The sequence below is a fragment of the Enterococcus sp. 4E1_DIV0656 genome, from assembly GCF_002140695.1.
Lineage (GTDB): Bacteria > Bacillota > Bacilli > Lactobacillales > Enterococcaceae > Enterococcus_D > Enterococcus_D entomosocium.
Genome location: NZ_NGLF01000001.1, coordinates 291839 through 314556 on the forward strand (window position 1 = coordinate 291839; position 22718 = coordinate 314556).

Sequence of the window (22718 nt, forward strand, 5' to 3'; positions counted from 1 at the left end):
TTAACCTTTCACCGCACCCAACATAATTCCTTTGACAAAATATTTCTGGAAAAGCGGATAAATAAACATGATTGGTAAAACAACAATGACTGAAACGGTCATGCGAATCGAAGTCGGTGTCTGCGTTGTTGCAGCTGAAGCGATACTGGAAAGTGATCCCGATGTATTTTTGACCATTTGTGCCAACGAATTGGCTTGATTGATATACGTATAAAGAAGGTATTGCAAGGAGTAGAGACTTTGATCCGTAATGTAAATCAGTGTATCTTGGAAAGAATTCCATTGACCAACTGCCGAGAAGATCGCGACTGTTGCTAAAATCGGCGTACAGTTGGGTAAAATTACCCGAAAGAATACTTGAATGATGCCAGCTCCATCCATTTCAGCTGCTTCTTGCAACGATTTGGGGATTGACTCAATATAGGTTTTCACTAAGATGATGTTAAAAGGCTGAACGACAGCCGGCAAAATATAGACCCAAAAATTATTCGTTAAACCTAATGTCTTCATCGTGATGAATAATGGAATCAGCCCTGCATTGAAATACATTGTAATCACGACAAAGCGATACCAAAATTTTCGTTTCCACATTTTTTCTTGGGTAAACATAAAGCCTAAGAAGGCTGAAGCTAAGACGGTTGCTGCTGTTCCGATCACCGTTCTAGCCACCGAAACGGTTGCGGCTAATGGCAACCCTTTTAGTTGTAACACTTGACTGTAGTTTTCAAAATGGATCTCTTGTGGAAAAAAGCGAATTTGTCCTAACGCACTCAACTCATTATTACTGATTGAATTAATAATCAAGTAATAAAAAGGATACGCGCAAATCAACGTAATCAGAAAGAAAAAGGTATAATTGAGGATACTAAACGTCAGGTTTTCACGTTTGGGTACTTTTTTCGCCTTTTTCTTTTCACTAATCGATAGTTCCATAGATATCCTCCTCTCCTAAATAATGGAAGTCCCCCGAATTTTTTTCGAAGCAATATTGACGATGGCTAACAAGGCAACAGAAATGACACTTTTTAGCATACTGATCGCGGTAGCCAGAGATAGACTATTTCCGCCCATCCCTAAATTGTAGACATACAAATCGAGGACTTGGATCGTATTTCGATTGAATGCATTTTGGAAAACAAAGTACTGATCCATCCCGTTGTTCAGCAAGTTGGCGATAGACAGCATCAGCATCACAAGGAACGTCGGCATCAAGGCAGGTAGTGTGATATGACGCATCAGATGGAAACGATTCGCCCCATCGATTCGTGCCGATTCATACAATTCGGGGTCAATTCCTGAAATGCCTGCCAGATACATGATGGCACCCCAGCCCAAGCCTTTCCAAATATTCCAAAGACACATCATCAGCCATGTATGATTGCCGCTATCCAAAAATTTGACTGGATCGGTAACGAAGCCCCATTCTTGCAGCAACGTGTTTACCAGCCCTGTTGAAGAAAACAAGCTAAAGGCGATCGTATACACCAAAACCCAACTGATAAAATTTGGCAGCGTGGTCAGCGTTTGGACCAAGTTTTTAAACCATTTGCACTTGATTTCGTTCAGTAAAATGGCGAAGCCTACTGGTAGGATCGAAGTGGCGATCCCTAAAAAACTCATGGCAAAGGTGTTTTTCATTACTTGTACGATCTGATCCACTTGTGTTGGACTAGAGACAAGAAGTCGAAACCATTTGAAGCCTACAAACTCGCTGCGCGCTAAACCTAATGCTGGTTTGTAATCATAAAGTGAATAAATCCATCCGTGCAAAGGAAAATAAGAGAACAAAAACACGAGAATCAGGAAGGGAACGATACATAAAAACAAAATCTTCCCTTCTCGTGTCACCCGCTTATTTTTTCTTGGGACACTGCTTAATTTACTTTCCATTTTCCTCCCCCTTTTTTGTAACCGCTTTTACATTTTTAATACTAGCACCTGAAATCTTATTTGCCACCTGTTAAAAATAGAGGTCAATCCGTACATTTTAGACTTTATTTTTCTTTTATTTATAAAGAATACTGATATATCAAGGTTTCAGATAAAAGACACCTAAATGGCAAGGCTTTCAAAATTTGTTTTTTGCGAGTACTATAGGAATATATCAATTTTGGAGGGATAAAAATGAAGTACAATCCTGATGGTCAACTGTACAAAATAACCACCGTTTTTTCACAATTCACATTGTTAAATTTACTATATATCATTAGCTGTTTGCCAATTATTACGATTGGAGCTGCGACAGCTGCCCTTTATGAAGTGACGATTCGTTATGCGGATGAAGAGCGTGGTGAATTGATCGTGGGCTATGTCCGAGCGCTACGAGCAAACTTTATGAAAGCCACCGGTAGTTTTCTCCTTCTTGGATTGCCCATGGTAGCACTACTGTATAGTAGCTTGTTTTGGTTTTCCTCAAAAACCATTCTTGCCAGTATTTTTGCCTTCGTTCTAATTGTTACAGCTATTTATCTGTTTATTGTGTTAGTCTATTGCCTCGCGTTAATTGGACGTTATGAAAACAGCTTTAGGCAAACATTAAAAAACGCGTTTCTGTTACCGATCGCGGACCCTATCCGTTCGTTAGCCCTCGCGCTTATTCCTATCGCTGCGTTTTGTTTTGTTGTTTTATTTCCGTTGTTTAAATTCCTCTTGTTGATTTTTGGTTTTTCTTTCGTTATTTATTGTAGTTCGTTCCTGTTGCTTTCCATCTTTCGTAATCAGCAAGCATGAAAAAAATCAGTCATCTCTCACTTTTTCGTCGTCTGAGTCAGTTTTCCATTCGGCGACAATTATTCATTCTTTATCTGCCTGTTGTTTTTTTATCCACAGTGACTATTGGTCTCTTATTGGTCTACGATTCAACCAAGCAGCTGACAGGCAATTACCAACACTTGGCAGAGTTGAATGCTCAGCGTGTCAAATCTGTTCTTTTTGATACAACAAACACGCTGACCAACACGGCGAGTTCCTTATCAAACGATACTCATCTACGTCAGCTTTTAACTGCAAATTACCTTGACGACCAAGAAGCGATCGTGGACATCAATAGCTATGATCAGCTAGATGAGATCAGAAATCTTCAAACCTCGATTGCGAAATTAACTATCTATACGACGAATCAAACCATTCCGAACTATAAATATTTTCAACAGGCAGATGACACAATTCAAGCGACCGCCTGGTACCAACGAGCCCTCAAGCAACCCGATGCTTTTTTGATGACGATGCCAGAGGATTACAAAGCAAATCGTTTGAGTCTTTATAAAACGTTGCCTTTGCCTTTATCAAAAGAAACTGCCGTTTTGGAGATCCAAGTCGATTATAATTATCTCAGCAACCGACTTCGTAATTCATCCTATGAATTGGAATTACAGTTAAATGATGATGTCATCTTTTATAGCGACAAAATCAATCAAGTCGGTGAACCGGGACAGCTTACGACTCTTTCTGAGCCGCAAACGAGTGCTGCCTTTTTAAAAGATGATGGTACCAAGGTGATGCTCACCAAAAGCACCTTACCCATGAGTAACAAAGAAGACATCATCACGATTTATAGTGCGGATACAAATGCCTATAGCAATCTACGCGCCAATCTGATCCGTTGGAGCACGATCGTTTTGGTGATTTTGATCACTACTTTCATCATCGTCTTTCTGTTTGCTCGATTCTTTACCAAACGAATTTCTCAACTGCAGCAGGCGGTCTACTTTGCCTCGATCGAGGATTATGATTTCTTTCAAAATATTAGTGGCGAAGACGAAATTTCTCAGATCTCTCTTGATTTCCATAAGATCATTCAACGAATCAAGAAAAAAGAAGAAGAGATCTACCGTTCGCGTCTGGCGCAGCAAGAGCTGTTGACTCAACAACAGCAAATGGAATTTAATATCTTAGCGGGGCAGATCAATCCCCACTTTTTGTTCAACACGTTAGAAACGATTCGCATGATGGCGCTGACTTCCGGCAATTCTGACGTCGTTTACGCCATCAAATTACTGGCAAAATCGATGCGCTATACGCTAGAAGCCCACGGAACCAAGCGAACGAGTTTAGAAGAGTCCTTAGATGCCGTTCACGTATATGTCAAGATCCAGCGGATGCGCTTTGGCGATCGAGTCAACTTTTCCTATTCAGTCTCCAATGAGATCGACCAAAAAGAAGTCCAAATATTGCCCCTCCTGATTCAACCATTGGTGGAAAACGCCATCTCCCATGGCTTGGAAGGCATCACCTATCCAGGGTTTGTCCGTTTGACGATCACCAAAGACGGCCATGATCTGGTGATCGTGGTACAAGACAACGGCAGCGGGATACCGCCAGAAAAACTCGAAGGCTTGCAGCAAAAAATCAAGACGCCCTCCACCCATGCCAAAAAGAACATTGGGCTAGCCAACGTCAATCATCGGGTCAAAATGTTTTATGGACCTGAATACGGCTTGACGATCGAGAGTGTGCTGGGTAGCGGCACACAAGTCATCTTGCGCATCCATGATCTAAGCCAAGATTCATTTTCTCTTCACTAAAACAGTAAAGCCCCCCTTCGATTCCTGTTTCAGAAATCGAAAGGGGGCTTTTGCTTGGTTAGAAATCCCACACACGAACTGTTTGTTGTGGTGAAGAAGCACTGGCGTAACAGCCCACCATGATCCCAGTAAAGACACCACCGACTTCAGTGGTCAGATATTTTGTTTCTCCACTGCCTAAAAGCTGTGCTTGTCCTTGTTCATCAAGAACAGAAAAACGATAGGTTTCTTTATCGGCGCTCAGCTGCAAGGTGACTATATCTGCTGCATAAGGCAGTTTCTTTTCAACTTTCCATAAGGAACCGATTTGTCGGCGGAAAACCAACTGTCGACTGATGGCTGTTTTTTCCAGGTAACCCTCATAGTGATGGGTGGCATTTAAGAAAACCGTCAATCCTGCTTGCCCATCCGTTAGTTGCCGACAATCAAAGGTTGCCTGAAATTGTTGCTCAAAGGCGGTTTGCCGTTGGAACACTGCGGCGAGTTTGCCTTGATCGGACAGACCCGTCTGATTAGGATGCAGCAAGAAGCCATGTGGCTCTTCTTCAATCAACGTCGGGGCCCATTCGAATAAAGTCACGTAATCAGGCTTGCTGCTCTCCTTCCGTGTTTCCTTTGGTACCACCGCTGTGTCTATCTGAACGGTTTCTGGCAAGTGACCTTCCTCGCCAAACACCGGCCATTGGTTTGACCAGTCCACCGGTAGCAGGCATGTTTCCCGACCTAACAAATGCCTCAAAGGATAGCTGATGGGGCGTACTGCCAGACAAACTGCCCACCAGTTGCCTTGGATATCTTGCACGAGGTCCGCATGCCCTGCAGCTTGCAGCGGCAGATTCGTACTGCGATTGGTCATCACTGGATTATTGGAACATGCTTCATAGGGTCCCGTCAAGGAACGGCTGCGGGCCATGGTCAGCATATGCCCATAGGACGTTCCGCCTTCGGAGATCAACAGGTAGTAATAGCCGTCTTTTTTATACAAGTGGGGGCCTTCTGGATCAGCCGCTCCGCTGCCTGTCCAAATGTTTTGGCGCGGGCCTAATTCTCCAGAAGCCAAATCGATCGTCCGCAGATAGATCTCCTTATGGGTGCCTAAGTAATAGGTCTGCCCATCGTCATCTGCGAAAATCGTCGGGTCGATCCCAGGGGTGTCCAACCAAATTGGGTCAGACCATTCACCGGCGATGTCATCTGTCCAGATCAGAAAGTTGCCTTCTCTTCCTTCGTTTGCCCCAACGTTGGTACAAACGAGGTAAAAGCGGTCCTTGATAAAACGCAAGGTTGGGGCATACAGACCAAAAGCATTGGGATTTTTCGTCGATAACTGCAGCTGCTCAGGTCGCGAAAGTCCATGACCAATCAGCTGCCAGTCTGCCAAGTTTTTACTGTGATAAATTGGTAATCCAGGAAAATATTCAAAAGTACTCGTCACCAGATAAAAGTCTTCACCGACACGGCAAATACTGGGATCTGGATGAAATCCAGGTAAAATTGGATTCGTGATGGTTCGCATCGGCATCTAGAACTCCTTTATCGTGGTTTGGTCAGCCGTCAGCTTATGGCTCGTTTTTCCAGCAGTCGTGTGAATCTGCAAGGATGCTTGCTGGATCCCTGTCAGCTTGACGATCAGTTCTTGATCGACTCTTTCAACAGCCACCTCGCCAATCCACTCACCGTGGTGATCATAGATAGCCGCAGCGGTCTTGTCTTGCGGATCAAAGAGATGGATCGTTGGATGTTCGGCATAGTCATAGACTGCTTTGGTTTGTTCATGGCCTTCGATAATCAGTTGATTTGGTCGGACTAACAGTGGCAAGTGGAAATAATCATAGGTTTCTTGGTACCAACGTCCGCCCTCGTAAGCTTTGCCAGATAAATAGTCGATCCAATGCCCCTTCGTCTTCGGTACGTAAAAGGAGACCGTTCCTTGATCATTAAAAATGGGCGCAACTAAAAGGTGTTCCCCCAGCATGTATTGGCGATCCAAATGATGGGTCATCTCGTCTTCAGGAAACTCTAAGACCATCGCCCGCATCATCGGAATCCCCGTTTGGGCGGTTAGCACCGATTGAGCTTGCAAGTAAGGCATCAAGGACAATTTTAACTTGGTAAAGGCTTTGGCTACCGCCACGGCTTCGTCGTCATAAACCCAAGGCACTTTGTATTCCCAGCTGCCATGGTAACGGCTATGGGAAGACAGCAGACCAAATTGTGTCCAGCGCTTGTAAAGGTCTGGGGTTGAGCCAGCTTCAAACCCTGAGATATCGTGGCTCCAATATCCAAAGCCGCCTAACCCAAAGGACAGACCTGCCCGCAGTGACTCTGCCATTGATGGATAATCTGAGGTACTGTCGCCACCCCAGTGTACAGGCAAGCGTTGCGAACCAACCGAAGCTGCCCGCGCAAAAACGATGGCTTCTTCTGCTCCCTTGACTTCTTTCAGCAAGTCAAAGACAACTTTATTGTATAGGTAGGCGTAATAATTGTGCATTTTTTCTGGATCAGAGCCGTCATAGTACACCGCATCGGTGGGAATCCGTTCACCAAAATCCGTTTTGAAGCAATCCACACCCATGTCTAATAAGGCACGCAGCTTGCTATTGTACCAAGCGACCGCTTCAGGGTTGGTGAAGTCGACGATCGCCAAACCTGCTTGCCATTTGTCCCATTGCCAGACATCTCCATTGGCGCGTTTCAAAAAGTAGCCATTGGCCATCCCTTCGTCAAACAAGGGTGATTTTTGCCCAATGTAAGGATTGATCCAGACACAGATTTTCAATCCTTTGGCTTTCAAGCGCTGCAGCATTTTTTCCGGTTCTGGGAAAGTTCGTTCGTCCCACGTGAAGTTGCACCACTCGTATTCCTTCATCCATAAGCAGTCAAAATGAAAGACCTCAAGGGGAATCTCACGTTCTGCCATACCGTCTACAAAAGATGTTACGGTTTGTTCATCATAATCCGTCAAGAACGAGGTACTTAGCCACAACCCAAAGGACCACGCAGGTGGCAGCGACGGTTTCCCCGTCAAATCAGTGTAGCGCTGGATCACTTGTTTTAACTCATCACCGGCGATCACAAAGTACTGCAGCGTTTGTCCTGGATTGCTGAATTGAACACGAGAAACTTTTTCACTCCCCACTTCAAATTGCACCCGGTCGGGTGAATTGACAAAGACGCCATACCCTTTATTACTTACATAAAACGGAATATTTTTGTAAGCTTGCTCCGTACCAGTGCCCCCGTCGGCATTCCAGATATCAACACTTTGGCCGTTCTTCACGAAATTTGTAAAGCGTTCCCCTAAACCATAAATCGTTTCTCCCACATCCAGGGTCAACTGTTCGCTGATATGGGTATTTGCTTGCGGATCAATCACTAAGGCTTTGCTGCGAGGTTTGCTTTGGGTAATCAGCTGTTCTTTGTAATAAAACGAAGCTGTCACATTTTCCTCTTTGCTGATCACGACTTGCAAGTCTCCCGAGCGAAAAACATACGATTGCTCATCTTCTGAAATATCAGGAGTGATCTCTTCTGTCATCAATTCAAAGTTGGGGGCTTTGGCTTGGACCCCTTTATAATTGTAGAGGGTGATCCCAATGATATTGGTTCTAGGGGTAGTAACTTCCATCGTTAACAATCCGCCATCCAGTGTTGCCCCTTTATGCCCGACATAGCTATAAGGCAGATATAAGACCAATTTGTTTTCTTCTTTACGGGCATCGTAGACATGCACCGCAAATTTCACATCAAATCCTTCACGAAATAACCAACCGCCATCTGAAAATTTCATTTTTTTCCTCCTTGTTGGATCAATGTCAACGCCCCTAACAGACCAGAATCATTATAGTAACGACAAGTCTCTATCGGCACTTGGAAATCCGGCCAATGGGGGTTCTCATTGATTGCTTGTTTGATTATAGCTAATAGATCAGGGTTTTGGCTGATGCCGCCGCCGATCAGTATTTTTTCGGGATTCATCGTGACAGCTAGGTTGTAAATCGCAAGTGCGACATAACGTGCCCACTGTTTCAGAATCTCTTGCGTTTCAGGATCACTCGACCGCTGCTGCATGATGGTTTCGCCTAAAATCTCCTCTGATTCAGGAATCGCTTTTGCCCGTCGATAGGCATCAATCAGTCCTCTCGTTGAAGCTAGGTCATGGAGGGTCGCAAAAGAAGATGCTTGAAAATCAGTGATCATCATTCCGAATTCTCCTGCCCGAAACCCATTTCCGTGAATCAACTGGCGCTGATGAACGAGCGCGCCACCAATACCGGTGCCTAATGTGATCATGACAAAATCTTGTACGTCAGTAGCATTGCCGGTCGAGAGTTCTGCTAAAGCAGCACATTTCGCATCATTTTCGATCCAGATCGGATAAGACTTGGTTAAACGCTGCTGTAGCTCTTGTACGACAGCACAGCCGTGTAAAGGAGCCAACGCCCCCGCCATGATCGCTCGGCCATTGACTGAATCAATGAAACCAGGAAAACTCAGCCCGATCCCTTCGATAACATGCGCTTGCTCGACTTCTTGTATTTTGGCAGCTAAGGCAGCAAAAAATTCATCCCGCGTATTACTCGGGGTTTTGATTTTGCCTCGGTCCAGCCATTGATTCTTCTCGGTAAAAACCCCGAATTTGATATAGGTCCCGCCTACATCAAAGCACAGGCGTACATCTGTCATTTCTCCTCCTCCGTTCAAAAAGCGCTTACAGTTTCATTTAAATTATATAAAAGAAAAAAAAGAAAGCCTACCAAGCAATTTAGTCATCGTTACCCTAAAAAATAGATGTCCGTAGAAAATCACAGACATCTTTGTGGTTATTCATTTTTCCGAAACTCATTCGGTGAAACCCGATGGTATTGTTTGAACTTTTTATAGAAATAATCAACATTGCTGTAGCCCACCAATTCAGCAACTTCGTAGACCATTAGATTGGAATGACGTAAGATTTCCACCGCTTTTTCCATTCGTACTTCATCCAAGAACGCCAAATAATTTTTACCGGTTTCTTTGCGAAACTTCTTGCCTAGATAGGCACTATTGTAATTGAAACGTTCCCCGATTTTTTTCAAGGTCAAATCTTCTTGATAATGCTTTTTTGTGTATTGGATCAATTCTGCAATGATATCGATTTGGTTCAAACTGCTGGCGACTGTTGCTTGCAAGTCTGCTAGTTTTTCGGTGATCACCTCTTGTAGCATCGGAAACGTTTGGGCGAGAAAAATCTGCTGATGCACTTCGTCTGTCGACCATTCGATCGCTAATGCTACTTTTTCACTGATTTGATGCTGCAGCCATTCGATGTCGCCATTGACTTGCCATTTGATCTCTTCTTCCAATGCCAATAAATGATAAAAGGTTTGATAATAGCGGAATAACGGCTGTTCCAACGGATCGTTTGCCAAAATCGCTTTTACTAATTCTTCACGCAAATCGCTTCGTTCTTCTGCTTCTTGGGTCGTATCCAAAACATGGTGAGAAATGACTTGATTGGGAAATAAGAAAATCAATTTACTTAATGTCTGGATATCGATCATCAATGGCTTCAAGTTCTCTTGCGCCGCAAACCAGCGGGAGATCAAGATCTCTTGATGAGCCATTTTTTTGCGGCACCACGCATCGATCGCCTCGTCGGGAAAGCGTTCCTCGTTTAACAAAACCAAATACCGATGATGCCGATGGATCAAGGTGATGACTTGCGCCACTTGCTCCTGCAATTTCTCAACCAGCTTTTGGGCATCTGCCTCCTCGGAAAGTCGCAATAGCTTGATGGCTTGTGCGTCTTTGATCCCCGTTTGATCCCCGCCAAACAATTTCTCCATCAACTGACTCTTCTGATTTTTCTGCTGATCGGTCTTGGCTTTTTGATCGATTTTCGTCAAAATACCGATCAGCTCTTCTTCATCAACTGGTTTCAGCAAATAGGTCACAGCGCCCAGTTGCAACGCTTGCTTGGCATAGTCAAAATCTGAGTAGCCGGACAAAATAATGGCAAAAAACAAAAGCCCTTCCTCCGATGCTGCTTGCACCATCTCAAGACCATTTTTTCCCGGCATACGGATATCAGCGATCACAACGTCTGGCTTCAATTCGCGGATCATTGCCAAGCCATCTTCGCCGTTTTCCGCCGACCCGACAATTTGATACCCCAGACATTCCCAATCGATGATCAGAGGCAGTCCATTTCGGATCGATGCTTCATCATCAACGATCAACACTTTACGCATTTTCCAACCTCCATTTTCAGCTACTCCTTCGTTACATCATGTTTCACTTGTCAAACTTGCCCCATTGGTGCGAATCACCTCTTGATACCAATAAAAACTATCCTTCGGGATGCGCGCCAACTGACGTTCGTTTTGATTGTCGCGATCGACATAAACAAACCCATAGCGTTTTTGGTATCCATTCAACCAACTTAGTAGATCTGTAAAGGACCAAGCACAATAGCCGATCAGCTCAACCCCATCCGTGATAGCCTTTTGCAGTTCCGCCAGATGTTCCTGCAAATAGGTAATGCGGTATGGATCATGGATCTGTTTGTCTTCTGTCAATTGATCGATGGCGCCTAACCCATTTTCAGTAATAAAAATCGGCAAGTCATAATTGGCTTGGATACGTCGCAAGGCTACACGGAAACCAACGGGATCGATCTCCCAGCCCCAATCTGTTTTTTTCAAGTGGGGATTTTCCGCCGTCGCAAACATGGTTTCTTCTGGTGAGAACTCGCCAGCTGCCGCTTGCATCAAATACGGATCGACTTTAGAAAATTCTTTCTTTTCAGCTGACTGCTTTTGCAAATTGTTTTGTTGGGCCGTTCCACCGTGATAGTAATTGATCCCTAAGAAGTCAGGTTTTGCCTGTTTTAATAGTGCTTGATCTTCTGGAGTGACTTCAGGAGCCAGACCGACTTTGGCTAATTGCTTGTAGACAAATTTCGGGTATTCGCCTTTGCAATAGACATCTAAAAACCACGCGTTGTTGAAGGCTTCGCCATTTTCTGCAGCCAGCACATCTTCTGGGTCACAGCTAAACGGATACATCGGACCATAGCCAAAACTTGGACCAATCTTGCCCTGTGGAACCAGCTCATGGAACAAATTAATTGCCTTTGCATTGGCAAGGTTGATGATATGATTGGCTGCATACATCCGTTTTAAGTCCTTCAAGCCCGGTGGATGTGCCGCCCAACGGTACCCAAGAGAAGTGAAGACATTTTGTTCATTCATGGTGACCCAATAGGTGACTTTCTTTCCTAAGCGTTCAAAAAGGATTCGGCAATACCGTTCAAATGCCGCTGCTGTTTCTCGTCCCTCCCATCCTTGGTATTTGTCTTGCAAAGCCTGAGGAAGATCCCAATGATACAGCGTCAAAATCGGTTCTACTCCTTGCCGAAGCAATTCGTCCACCAGCTTTTCGTAAAACGCCACACCAGCTTCATTGACCGCACCTTCGCCATCAGGCACGATTCGCGACCACGCCACGCTGAAGCGATAGGCTTTCAAGCCCATTTGCTTCATCAAGGCAACATCTTCTTTGTATCGATGGTAGTGATCGATCGCCACTTTGCCGTTGGTTTCCTCAAAGGTATTGCCGGGAATTTGGGCATAGGTATCCCAAATCGACGGACCTTTGCCGTCTTCTGCCCATGCACCTTCAATTTGATAGGCCGCCGAAGCCGCCCCCCATAAGAAGTTTTCTGGGAAAGGATCTAAGTTTGTGTGAAACATCAAGTTGCCTCCTTCAATTCCTAAACCGAGTTAAATCGGTTACATTTTATCGTATCATAATTTGGTTGATTCGTAACAATTGCCAAAAGATATTTTTTAGGTGAAAAAACTGTCGCTCCTCAGAACGACAGTCGTTTCTTATTAAAACAGGTAATCATTCAAACGAGATTTCACATATTCAATGTGGCTGGATTCTAATTCGATTTGATCATGCGCCAATGCGTAATCTGTCAGTGTTTCTAAGTTTTCCTCATCAGCAACGATCTTCGCTCCGATGCCTTCTTGGAACGAGGCGTACCGTTTTTCCTTCAACTCGTCTAAGAAGCGGTCTTCTTTCAGTTTCGCTGCTGCTTTTAACGCTCGGGCATACGTATCCATACCAGCGATGTGGGCTAACAACAGATCTTCCATTTCAAATGACGAACGACGGACTTTAGAATCGAAGTTGATTCCTCCCGGTGCGATGCCGCCGTTTTCTAAGACTTCGTATAAAGCGAGTGTCGAGTCAAAAACGTTGGTTGGAAATTCATCCGTATCCCATCCTAACAGCATATCTCCTTGGTTGGCATCCAGTGAGCCTAATGCGTTATAGCTACGGGCAACGGCGATTTCATGTTCAAAGGTATGGCCAGCTAATGTTGCATGATTGGCTTCTAGGTTTAATTTGAAATCTCCTTCTAAGCCGTAGTGCTGAATGAAGGCCATCGTTGTCGCTGCATCAAAATCATATTGGTGCTTTGATGGTTCTTTTGGTTTCGGCTCTAATAAGAACTGCGGTTTATGACCGATTTTTTCGCCATAAGCGATCGCCATTTTGAATAGACGGGCGATGTTGTCTTGTTCAAATTTCATGTCTGTATTCAACAAGGTTTCATAGCCTTCACGGCCGCCCCAGAAGACATAGTTTTCACCGCCTAATTTTTTCGAGATATCTAAGCCTTTTTTAACTTGGGCTGCTGCATACGCGTAAACTTCCGCATTATTGGTGGAAGCAGCGCCGTTGTTGAAACGAGGGTGTGAGAACATATTTGCTGTATTCCATAAGAGTTTGATCCCCGTTTGTTCCATTTTTTCTTTGATCAAATCGGTGATTTCGTCTAAGTTTTGGAAAAATTCTTCTAACGTTTCTCCCGCAGGTGCCACGTCAACATCATGGAAACAGAAGAACTCTGCCCCTAATTTTTCGCAAATCTCAAAAAAAGCTTCTACTCGATTTTTCGCCGTTTCCATTTCGGTGTCACCGATCCACGTCCGTTTGTTGACGGGTGCGCCGAAAGGATCGGAACCATCTTGCGTCATGGTGTGCCAATAGGCAATTGCAAAACGTAGATGATCTTTCATTTTCTTGCCTAAAACAACTTCTTCGGCATCGTAATGGCGAAATGCAAACATATTGTCTGTTTTAGGACCTTCGTAGCGGATTTTTTCGATTTCTGGGAAATAAGTCATTGTTGTTGCCTCCATTTTATGTTTTTTAGTGTAATAAACTAACTTACTTAGTTCCAATCATTTAGAACCAATAACGATTCCTCGCTTTGATCAAACAAATTGTCTGCTGCCATTACGCTATTCGAGCTGCGCCAACGCATGGCAGATAGGCGCGGTCTGCTGGTAGACGGTCCGGTAGATCGCATAAATTTCTTGGTATTTGGCGACATTTTCAGGAATCGGTGCAATTGCCTTGCTGTATTTGACAAAGGTGTTAACACAAGCGGCCGCATCTGGATAAATGCCACTGCCGATTGCTGCCAGCATTGCTGCGCCCATACCTGGACCTTGTTCAGTAGATAAAGTCAGCATTTCTGCATTAAAAATATCGGCTTGCATTTGCAGCCATTCGGCATTTTTCGCACCGCCCCCCACAGAAACGATCTGGGTGAATTTCCGCTGTGCTCGTTCTTCCATGATCATTTGGGAATCTTTCAGAGAGAAGGTGATCCCTTCTAAGACGGCACGACTGAAATGCTTTTCGCGATGCCGTGTGTCAATACCAATAAAACTTCCCCTGATTTGGCTGTCGGTATGTGGTGTGCGTTCGCCCACGATATAAGGCGTAAACAGCAGGCCTTCTGCCCCCGGTTTTACCTCACTGATCGCTGAAAGCAATTCCTGAAACGATTGGTTTGGGGCAAACGTATCACGATACCAGCTTAAGGAATTTCCAGCGGCTAAAGTGACCCCCATTGAATACAACTTGTCTTTGATCGCATGACGGAAAAGGTGTAGATCGCCTTGATAATCAACCTCTTGCGCTTCTTCAAAGGATAAGAACACACCGCTAGTGCCAATCGACACCATGCCGACACCTTCGGCGATGATCCCGGACCCTAATGCAGCACAGGCATTGTCTGCGCCACCTGCATAGATCGTCACCTCTTGTTCAAAGCCAAAGGCTTCTTGCAGTTCTTTTCGCATTTGCCCTACAGGCGCTGCTGATTCAAAAAGCGGCGGCAGTAAATCCGATGCGATTGCGAATTTTCCTAGAATGGCTTCAGACCAGCACTTCTTTTCGATATCCAGCAGTAACGTACCCGCCGCATCAGAATAATCCATCGAATAGTTACCTGTCAGCCAAAAAGCCAAGTAGTCTTTTGGCAGCATCATGTGACGAACTTGTTGCCAATGTTCAGGCTCGTGTTCTTGGACCCATAAAATTTTGGGTAAGGTGAACCCTTCCAAAGCAACATTCTTGGTGATTTCTTTTATTTCCTCTCCAAAGGATGCCATGATCGCTTGACATTGTTTGGTGGTTCGAACGTCATTCCATAATATTGCCGGGCGAATGACTCGGTTTTCTTCATCCAATAAAACAAGACTATGCATTTGCCCGGAAAAGCTGATGCCGATCAATTCTTTCTGCAACGTTGGAAGCTGCTGGATCAAGGTTTTGATTACCTTATCTGCCGCCTCTTGCCAATGCACAGGCTCTTGCTCACTGAACCCCGGTCTAGGGGATGACAATGGATAGTCAACACTTGCTGTTCCTTGGAGTTCCCCGGTTTGATCAAAAACTAAGCCTTTTAACGCACTTGTTCCTAGATCCAACCCTAAAAAATAAGCCATCTCTTCTCTCCTTCCTCTGTTTGAAGCAGTTAACCATTGCCTCTCAATCGGTTAATTAGCATTCAAAACTAACTAATTGGATAGTAAACGATTCTCGCATTCCTGTCAAGCGCTTTCAACAAATCTTTCTATGATTTTCGTTCTCAAACTGCTGCTTCTACATTCTTCGTCTTTTCTTTATTCTTCAGCTTGCACAATATTAATTTGCACGGTAAACTAACACTAATCACATCTATGAAGAGGAGAACACATGATTATCAATAAAATGGGCATACGCGAACAAAATGAAGCGGCTGTATTGAAGACGATCATTGACAATGAAAATGTGTCACGAGCGGAAGTGTCAAATTTGACCCATCTCAATAAAGCGTCTGTTTCTCAAATAACAAAAAAACTGATCGACACGGACTTCGTTCGCGAAGTCGGCATTGGGGATTCCACTTCGATCGGTGGTCGCAAACCGATTCAATTGCAATTCAATCACCGCAGCAGCTTAGCTGTTACCTTTGACATCGGCTATAACTATGTTCGTGGAATGCTTTCTTATATCAATGGCGAGATGATCGCCTCCGCCGATCATTCCCATGAATTGATCACCAAAGAAAATGTACTGGCGACGATCGATTCTATGATGAAAGAATTTTGGCCGCAAATGCCGCAAACCACTCATGGATTAGTAGGAATCTGTTTGGCGATCCACGGCATCGTTCACAATCAGACGGTCACCTTTGCCCCCTACTACGACTTGGAACACTTTGATTTGATCGCCCCTTTGAGCCAAAAATACAATACGGCGGTCTATATAGAAAACGAAGCCAATCTGACGGCTTTAGGCGAGTACTGTTTTTCTTCTGATTCCACGAATTTACTGAGCGTCAGCGTCCATAGTGGGATCGGTGTCGGAATCATCGTTGATGGGCAGCTACAAACCGGTACTCACGGCATGGCGGGGGAAGTTGGCCATTCTACGCTCTTTCCTCACGGCAACTTGTGCCCTTGCGGCAATCGAGGCTGCTTAGAGCAATATGCGTCGAACAAAGTCTTGTTTGACACCTACAGTCACTATACAAAAACAGCGTTCGTTAATTCGGATACCTTTGCACAAGCCTATCATGCCGGAGAAAAATCAGCAGTCGAATTGGCGCAACAAAATGTTGAGTTTCTTAGTATTGGGCTAAACAATGTCATCACTTTTTCTGATCCCGAAGAAGTCTATATCAACAGCTCGGTCTATCGCAAAATTCCTGATTTATTACTGGCGCTGCAACAAAAATTGACCAGCCAGTTCACCAAAAACACGAAGATCAAAAACAGCCGATTAGGCGATCAAGCCCCGCTGTTTGGCGGTAACGTTTTAGTGGCGAAACATTTCTTGAATATCAACGATTTGCGCTTTGCAGCACTTGATCTCTCCCGTGTGATCCATTAAATGAATGCTGGACTGAAGACTCAGTCCAGCGTTTTCTTTTGGGAAAAAAGGTCTCGCTATCCTTTGATTCCGCCAGCCGTCACACCGCCCACGATGTATTTCGATAGAAACAGGTAAATCAGCAATAAAGGAATAATACTTAATGAGATCCCTAGATACATACTGCCAAATTCAGTACGGTAAACATCAGTTTTCAGCAATTGGACCAGCATCGGCAACGTATACTTTTCCGTATCGTTGATCAAGATCAAGGGCATCAAGAAATTATTCCACGAGGTCACGAACGAGAAAATCGCCATGGTGGCTAAGCCCGGTTTCATCAAGGGCAACATGATGCGATGGAAAATTTTGATTTCGCCGGCTCCGTCCAAACGAGCAGAATCTGCCAAATCAGGATGATAGATCGTTTCTAAGTATTGCTTTAAGAAAAAAACGGTAGCAGGTGATGCGATCGCTGGTAAAATCAATGGCAGAAAATTATTTAAGAGCCCTAAGCGATTCATAAATTGATAAAAACCGATCATGCTAATTTGCTGAGGGATCATGATCAGCCCAAGAATGACAGCAAACAGGACTTTCTTGCCACGAAACTCATAGGCGATCACGCCATAAGCTGTCAATGCCGAAAAATATACATTGAGAACGGTAGCGCCAGCCGCAATCAAGAAACTATTTTTAAATCCATTGAAAACATTGAAGCCTCTGCCCATTAAGACGGACCAGTTGTATTGGAGATTACCGCCAGGCCACAAGGACAGCCCTTGCTGGATCTGTTCTGCTGAACGGGTCGCATTGACTAAGACGACCCAAAACGGCAGAATACTTAAGATCGTCAGCAACACCAAAAAGACATAGATCAACAATCGTTTTGCTCGATAGCTATTTTCCATTTATTTTCGCCCCACTTTGCTGTTTTCTTTGAAAAATTGAAACAATAACGTGCTTAATACGATCGAAAGTACCAATAATAGCACCGACGCGGTTGCGGCAACGTTGAAATTCCGACTCCCGGTAAAGGCTTGGTTGTAGATAAACATCGTGATCGTTAAGACACTATTGTTGGGATTGCCGTTTGTCAGCAAAAAAGGAATGTCGAACATTTGCAAGCCGCCAATCAAAGACGTCACCAATGTATAAAGCAAGATTGGTTTTAACAAAGGCAGCGTGATCTTGCGGAAAATTTGACCATCATTGGCTCCATCGACCATTGCTGATTCAAAAAGAGCATCATCAATGCTCAAAATGCCCGAAACCAAAACGATCGTTGTCTGACCATACCACATCCAAAATTGGATAAAGGAAACGATCAGCCGAGTGCCCGTTTCACTACGGAAAAAGTCATAGGGCTGGTCCAAAACACCGAAATGCTGCAAGACTAGGTTGATCGGACCTAACGGAAAACTGAACAAAACGAAAAATAAGATTGCTACTGAAGCGGCAGTAATGATGTTGGGTAAGTAAAAAGCGACTTTGAAGAAGCCTTTCCCCCGCAAACGCAACTTGATATTGGTAAACCATGCCGCCAGCAACAGAGCCAAGCCAATTTGAGGGACAAAGTTTACGCCCCACAAAATAAAGGTATTGCTGATCGATTTTAAAAATAACGGGTTGCGAAAAATCGCAAAATAGTTATCCAGTCCGACAAGATTGGCAGCTGGATTCCACCCTTTTAGATCCGTAAAGCTTAGGTAAATCGTATAGAGAATTGGATAAAGCTGAAAAACCAAGAATGCTAGAAAAAATGGTGTGATAAATAATAGCCCATAGCGATGATACTGTTCAAATCTTCTCTTATTCTGCATCGTAATCCCCCTGATTTTTTTCTTCTACTGCCAACTTCTGCCTGTAAAGACAAGCCATTTAAGCAGCGCATAGTACCTAGAAAAGGTTGAAACCGACCCCGTCTTCGGTGCCGGTTTCAACAACACCTAATCTACTTGAACATCTGGATAAGCATTGACGACCGCATCTTTAAAGTTTTGGATCGCCGTTTCCTGATCCACTTCACCTTTTGAATATGGTGTCAAACAACTATCCGTAAAGAGGGTTTCAATCGTCTGGTCATACTCGGTCAGAATTTTCGCGTTGATGTCTTGAACCATATCGGCAAATTCTGCATAGTGGTTTTGACCGCCTAAAAATTCCTCTTCATATTCGCCTTTAATTTCTTCAACGACTCGCTCATTTGATACAAAATCACCGGTATCTTCGGCCCATTGTTTTAAAAATGCTTGATCTGTGGTCAAGTAAGCCACCAATTGCGCAGCTTCTTCTTGCATCTCAGAATTTGCCGTAGCACCGATCCATGTGCCGCCCCAGAACCACGACGAAGGTCCTTGGATCATGCGCCAGTCGCCTTCTGTTGAGCTGGAGTTATCGGCAGCTGTCGCATTTGGTTTTAACCAATAGTGCAGCCCCCATGTCGGCAAACTATAACCGAATACATTGTCGCCATTCATTCCAGCAAACCAAGCTTCTGACTGTCCTTCTGTATCTTGTGTCAGGCCTTCTTCTACAAATTTTCGTGATACATCCAACAAGTCATACAAACTGTCGTCGATCACTAATTTGCCGTCTTCAACCCAGCCATGTTCGCGTTGACCATAAAAAGGCTTCGCCAAATCTTGGACACTAGAGATCATATAGGTGGTTCCACCACTTTTTTCTTTGACTGCTTTGGCTTGCTCATAGAACTTGTCATAGTCTGACAAGGCCGCTTGCGCAGCCGCTGGATCATCGATTCCTAGCAGCTCTTCTGCCATCGATTCCCGGTAATAAAACCCGCCAGGAGCAGCTTGCCAAGCCAAGGCATGAAGAACCCCGTCTTTTGAAGTCCCTACGTCTTTGACATATTGATACGTATCTGCTGAGGCTTCATCAAGCCCCAGTGAACCAAGGTCTGCCATCATGCCTGATTCCACATATTTTTTGACAAAGGCAGATTCTAAAGCAATCACATCTGGTGCATCTTTGGAACCGAGAATCGGATCGAGCTTGGTCTCGAATTGGTCAGAAGGAATCTCCACGATCCGAATGTCATAGGCCAAGTCGTCATGCGCCGGCAAATAGTAATCATTGATCATCGTTGATAATTCTGAAGTAAAGGTCCAAACCACGAGTTCATCCTTGCCACTACTTCCCGTTGCGCTATTATCTGAGCTGCTGTTTCCAGAACCATTCCCGCAGCCACTAAGCATAAAAGCTGCTAAGCCCGCCAATGACACTGTTTGTAAGACCCGTTTCCAATTTTTCATCTTTCTTCCTCCTCGATTTTTTGATAGTCAAATGAATCAAAATCAGCCGCCAAACGATTGCCGGTCGTATCAATCGCAAACATCCCTACAAAAGCCCCTGTAAAGAACCCACCGTAATGTTCTGCTACATAGTCGTCAGACAATTGCAAGCTGTCAAATAGCTGATCGATGACCTGCCACTCTTTTTGATCAAACGAGTACGCGTATTGATAGTGGGCATAATTAACGATCGTTTTGAAGTAGACTGTTTGTACATCGGCTGGTATCACAACTTCTGGTGCTTTTTGACTCTTCAGTTGGCCCTTTTCGCTTGTCAATACAGTGATGATTCTGCCTTTCGTCTCATCATGAGTGATGTAGATCGCCGACCAGTTTTGTGTATTGTAGTAATTCGTCATGCCTGCTAACTGTAGAAACGAGTTCGGTGAAAATTCGACGGCAGTCGTTGCTTCGAAACGAAAATCGCTCCATCTTCTTGCCACCAGTGCTTGATGGAACAAGGAATTGAACGACTCTCGCCCATACAAGCGCAAGTACCCTGGTCGTGCGGTCAAACTACCGATTTCCTCAGAAAAAGGAATCCGCAAGGTTTGAAACACTGGTGCCAACGACGCCTCTTCAAAATCATCAAAGCCTGATTCTGTTTCCCACGGATGTTCGGGCAGCTGTGGCTGTGGGACTTCCTCTTTTGGAAAGTTTCCGCCTGTGATATACGGCCAATCATTTTCCCAATAAACAGACTGGATCGCTGTTTCTCGTCCGAGCGGGCAATAGCCGCGATTTTCTAAGAGGGGCGTTTCTGGATACTTCAGCGCTCGCCCTGTTAAGTGAACAAAATACCATTCATCGGTCTGCGTTTTCACAAATGAACCATGGCCAGCTTTTTGTAGCAGGATCTCTGGCTGTCCCCAGGAACTGATCAGAGGGTTTTGAGGATGAACTTCATAAGGCCCTTCGATGTGCGTCCCACGAGCGATGGTACTTGCATGTTCAAACTTGGTGCCGCCTTCTGCCGTCAATAAATAATAATAGCCGTTCACTTTATACATAACCGGTGCTTCCGTCAATTTGCGCTCTGTTCCTTTGAAGATGATTTTGGGCTGCCCCACCAATTTCTTGGCTTGCCAATCAAACTCTTGGAGAGCGATCCCATAAAAGGAATGGTTTGTCGGACGATAATCCCAAACCATGTTCAAAAAATATTTTTTGCCGTCGTCGTCATGAAATAACGAGGGATCGAAACCAGAAGAATTCATATAGATTGGTTCTGACCAATCCCCATCAATGGTCTCACAGGTGATCAAATAATTGTTCACATCTTTCCAACTATTAGATTGTGTTTTGACATCTGAATAAATCAACCAAAAACGACCATCACTGTAACTTAAGTTTGGCGCCCAAACACCCCCAGAATCTGGGTTTCCCAGCATATTCAACTGACTGACACGATTGACTGGTGTACTGATCAAGCGCCAGTTCTTCAAATCCTTCGAATGGAAGATGCGCACACCTGGAAACCATTCAAAGGTCGACGTAGCAATGTAATAATCTTCTCCTGCACGACAAATACTCGGGTCTGGATGAAAGCCTGTTAGTATCGGATTGGTAATCAAAAAAATTTCCTCCTCTTTCCCTTTTTGGCATTTTGTGATTCAACTGAGTGTCAGTAGGAATGAGCTTCATCCAGTTAGTAAGTTTTCTTTACTAATATACCTAACAAAAAAAAGAAACTTGCTGCTGCAGCTCATTTTAAAAATATTCACTAATCATTGTTCTATTTACTTTCTTCAGCTGAACTGTCATAATTATAGAATGAAATCGCTATCATTCACAGGACGATTTCCACACATCGATAGACAAAAAATGGAGGATAGATCGCGTGACTATTTTAGAAGAATACCATTTCGGCGAATACCTAGGCGTTTCCAGTTACCATCCCTACTCGCTTAATTACATGGAACATTTTCATCGTTCCTTTGAATTGCTTTTTTGTAGTGACGGCGAAGCGGTTGTCAAAATCGAAGAAAGTCCCTATGTCCTTACAACTGGCCAAGTGTTATTAGTCATGCCTTACCAGACCCATGCCATCGAAACCCCTAAGGAATCACAACTGCATATTCTGGTTTTTTCGCCGGAGTTTATTCCAGATTTTTATGCCAAAACCAAAGATTTCGCTTTGTCAGATCCCGTTATCACCATTGATTCGTCTGTCGCAAATCAGCTGTATTATCCTTTATTTGAAACGGATTCCCTCTATTTACGAAAATCGGCACTGTATCAAGTCCTTTACCTTTTTGAGCACCAAACGACTTTACTACCAGCCAAAAACCAAGAGGATATCCTGATCCAGCTGCTTGCCTATATCGAGTCACACTTCAAAGAAGAGCTGACGCTCGAAAAACTAAGCAGCAGTATCGGTTATAGTAGCGTCTACGTTTCCAGAATGATCACTGAGAAATTGAAAAGCACCTTTCCTCGGCTTTTGAATCAAGCAAGAATTCGCCATGCCTCTTTTTTGCTGACTCATAGTCTCTTGCCGATTACGGAAGTAGCAGAACAGGCTGGCTTTCAAAATGTGCGAACCTTCAATCGAAATTTCAAAGCTTTGACCTCACTGACTCCGAAAGAATACCGCTTAACACACAATGCTCATTTTTCGTTGCTGAAGGAATAGCGCAAAAAAGCAGCTTCACTTACCTATAAAGTGAGC

At 44.2% G+C, this 22718-nt stretch carries 17 protein-coding genes; 4 read left to right on the top strand and 13 right to left on the bottom strand.

The window, feature by feature from the left end; genetic code table 11:
* Window positions 1-933 (bottom strand): carbohydrate ABC transporter permease, encoded by a 933-nt coding sequence (locus A5882_RS01340; RefSeq protein WP_005234069.1) that lies wholly within the window; start codon window positions 931-933, stop codon window positions 1-3.
* 15 nt (window positions 934-948) lie between these two features.
* Window positions 949-1890, bottom strand: a complete 942-nt coding sequence (locus tag A5882_RS01345) for a sugar ABC transporter permease (RefSeq protein WP_005228459.1) — start codon at window positions 1888-1890, stop codon at window positions 949-951.
* A gap of 234 nt (window positions 1891-2124) precedes the next feature.
* On the opposite strand from A5882_RS01345, the gene A5882_RS01350 reads away from it, so the two are divergent.
* Both A5882_RS01350 and A5882_RS01355 read left to right on the top strand, forming a co-directional pair.
* Entirely contained in the window at window positions 2125-2730 is a 606-nt protein-coding gene (locus A5882_RS01350) for a YesL family protein (protein ID WP_005234068.1), read from the top strand.
* Complete coding sequence (locus tag A5882_RS01355; protein WP_086316535.1) at window positions 2727-4523, top strand: sensor histidine kinase; 1797 nt, start codon at window positions 2727-2729, stop codon at window positions 4521-4523. Before A5882_RS01350 ends, A5882_RS01355 begins: the two co-directional genes overlap by 4 nt.
* Before the next feature lie 58 nt (window positions 4524-4581).
* On the opposite strand, the gene A5882_RS01360 is transcribed toward A5882_RS01355, so the two are convergent.
* From A5882_RS01360 to xylB, 7 genes are all read right to left on the bottom strand, one after another.
* On the bottom strand, window positions 4582-6045 hold the full coding sequence (locus tag A5882_RS01360; RefSeq protein WP_086372347.1) for a glycoside hydrolase family 43 protein: 1464 nt from the start codon (window positions 6043-6045) through the stop codon (window positions 4582-4584).
* Window positions 6046-8316 carry an alpha-xylosidase gene (gene yicI / locus A5882_RS01365; protein WP_016612766.1) on the bottom strand — a complete coding sequence of 757 codons (2271 nt, stop codon included), beginning with the start codon at window positions 8314-8316 and terminating at the stop codon, window positions 6046-6048.
* A complete protein-coding gene (locus tag A5882_RS01370) occupies window positions 8313-9212 on the bottom strand; it encodes an ROK family protein (RefSeq protein ID WP_016621642.1) in 900 nt (299 codons plus the stop codon). Before A5882_RS01370 ends, yicI begins: the two co-directional genes overlap by 4 nt.
* 137 nt (window positions 9213-9349) lie before the next feature.
* Window positions 9350-10759, bottom strand: coding sequence for a response regulator (locus A5882_RS01375; RefSeq protein ID WP_061053206.1), 1410 nt, complete (start codon window positions 10757-10759; stop codon window positions 9350-9352).
* Window positions 10760-10795: 36 nt separating this feature from the next.
* A complete protein-coding gene (locus tag A5882_RS01380) occupies window positions 10796-12262 on the bottom strand; it encodes a glycoside hydrolase family 1 protein (protein WP_061053207.1) in 1467 nt (488 codons plus the stop codon).
* Window positions 12263-12403: 141 nt separating this feature from the next.
* Entirely contained in the window at window positions 12404-13711 is a 1308-nt protein-coding gene (gene xylA, locus A5882_RS01385) for a xylose isomerase (protein ID WP_008380597.1), read from the bottom strand.
* 117 nt (window positions 13712-13828) lie between these two features.
* A complete protein-coding gene (gene xylB, locus A5882_RS01390) occupies window positions 13829-15325 on the bottom strand; it encodes a xylulokinase (RefSeq protein WP_061053208.1) in 1497 nt (498 codons plus the stop codon).
* A gap of 250 nt (window positions 15326-15575) precedes the next feature.
* Between xylB and A5882_RS01395 the strand changes: the two genes are divergently transcribed.
* A complete protein-coding gene (locus A5882_RS01395; RefSeq protein ID WP_016612770.1) occupies window positions 15576-16754 on the top strand; it encodes an ROK family protein in 1179 nt (392 codons plus the stop codon).
* Window positions 16755-16810: 56 nt separating this feature from the next.
* Here the strand turns inward: A5882_RS01395 and A5882_RS01400 are convergent, their stop codons facing one another.
* The 4 genes from A5882_RS01400 to A5882_RS01415 all read right to left on the bottom strand — a co-directional run bounded on the left by A5882_RS01400 (window position 16811) and on the right by A5882_RS01415 (window position 21621).
* Entirely contained in the window at window positions 16811-17644 is an 834-nt protein-coding gene (locus A5882_RS01400) for a carbohydrate ABC transporter permease (RefSeq protein WP_005228444.1), read from the bottom strand.
* Complete coding sequence (locus A5882_RS01405) at window positions 17645-18556, bottom strand: carbohydrate ABC transporter permease (protein ID WP_016612771.1); 912 nt, start codon at window positions 18554-18556, stop codon at window positions 17645-17647. It lies immediately after the preceding gene.
* Window positions 18557-18682: 126 nt separating this feature from the next.
* Window positions 18683-20008 carry an ABC transporter substrate-binding protein gene (locus A5882_RS01410; RefSeq protein ID WP_086372348.1) on the bottom strand — a complete coding sequence of 442 codons (1326 nt, stop codon included), beginning with the start codon at window positions 20006-20008 and terminating at the stop codon, window positions 18683-18685.
* Window positions 20005-21621 (bottom strand): glycoside hydrolase family 43 protein, encoded by a 1617-nt coding sequence (locus tag A5882_RS01415; RefSeq protein WP_008380592.1) that lies wholly within the window; start codon window positions 21619-21621, stop codon window positions 20005-20007. Before A5882_RS01415 ends, A5882_RS01410 begins: the two co-directional genes overlap by 4 nt.
* A 266-nt stretch (window positions 21622-21887) precedes the next feature.
* Here A5882_RS01415 and A5882_RS01420 point away from each other — a divergent pair, with 266 nt between their 5' ends.
* Window positions 21888-22682, top strand: a complete 795-nt coding sequence (locus A5882_RS01420; RefSeq protein WP_008380589.1) for an AraC family transcriptional regulator — start codon at window positions 21888-21890, stop codon at window positions 22680-22682.
* The last annotated feature ends 36 nt before the right edge of the window (window positions 22683-22718 follow it).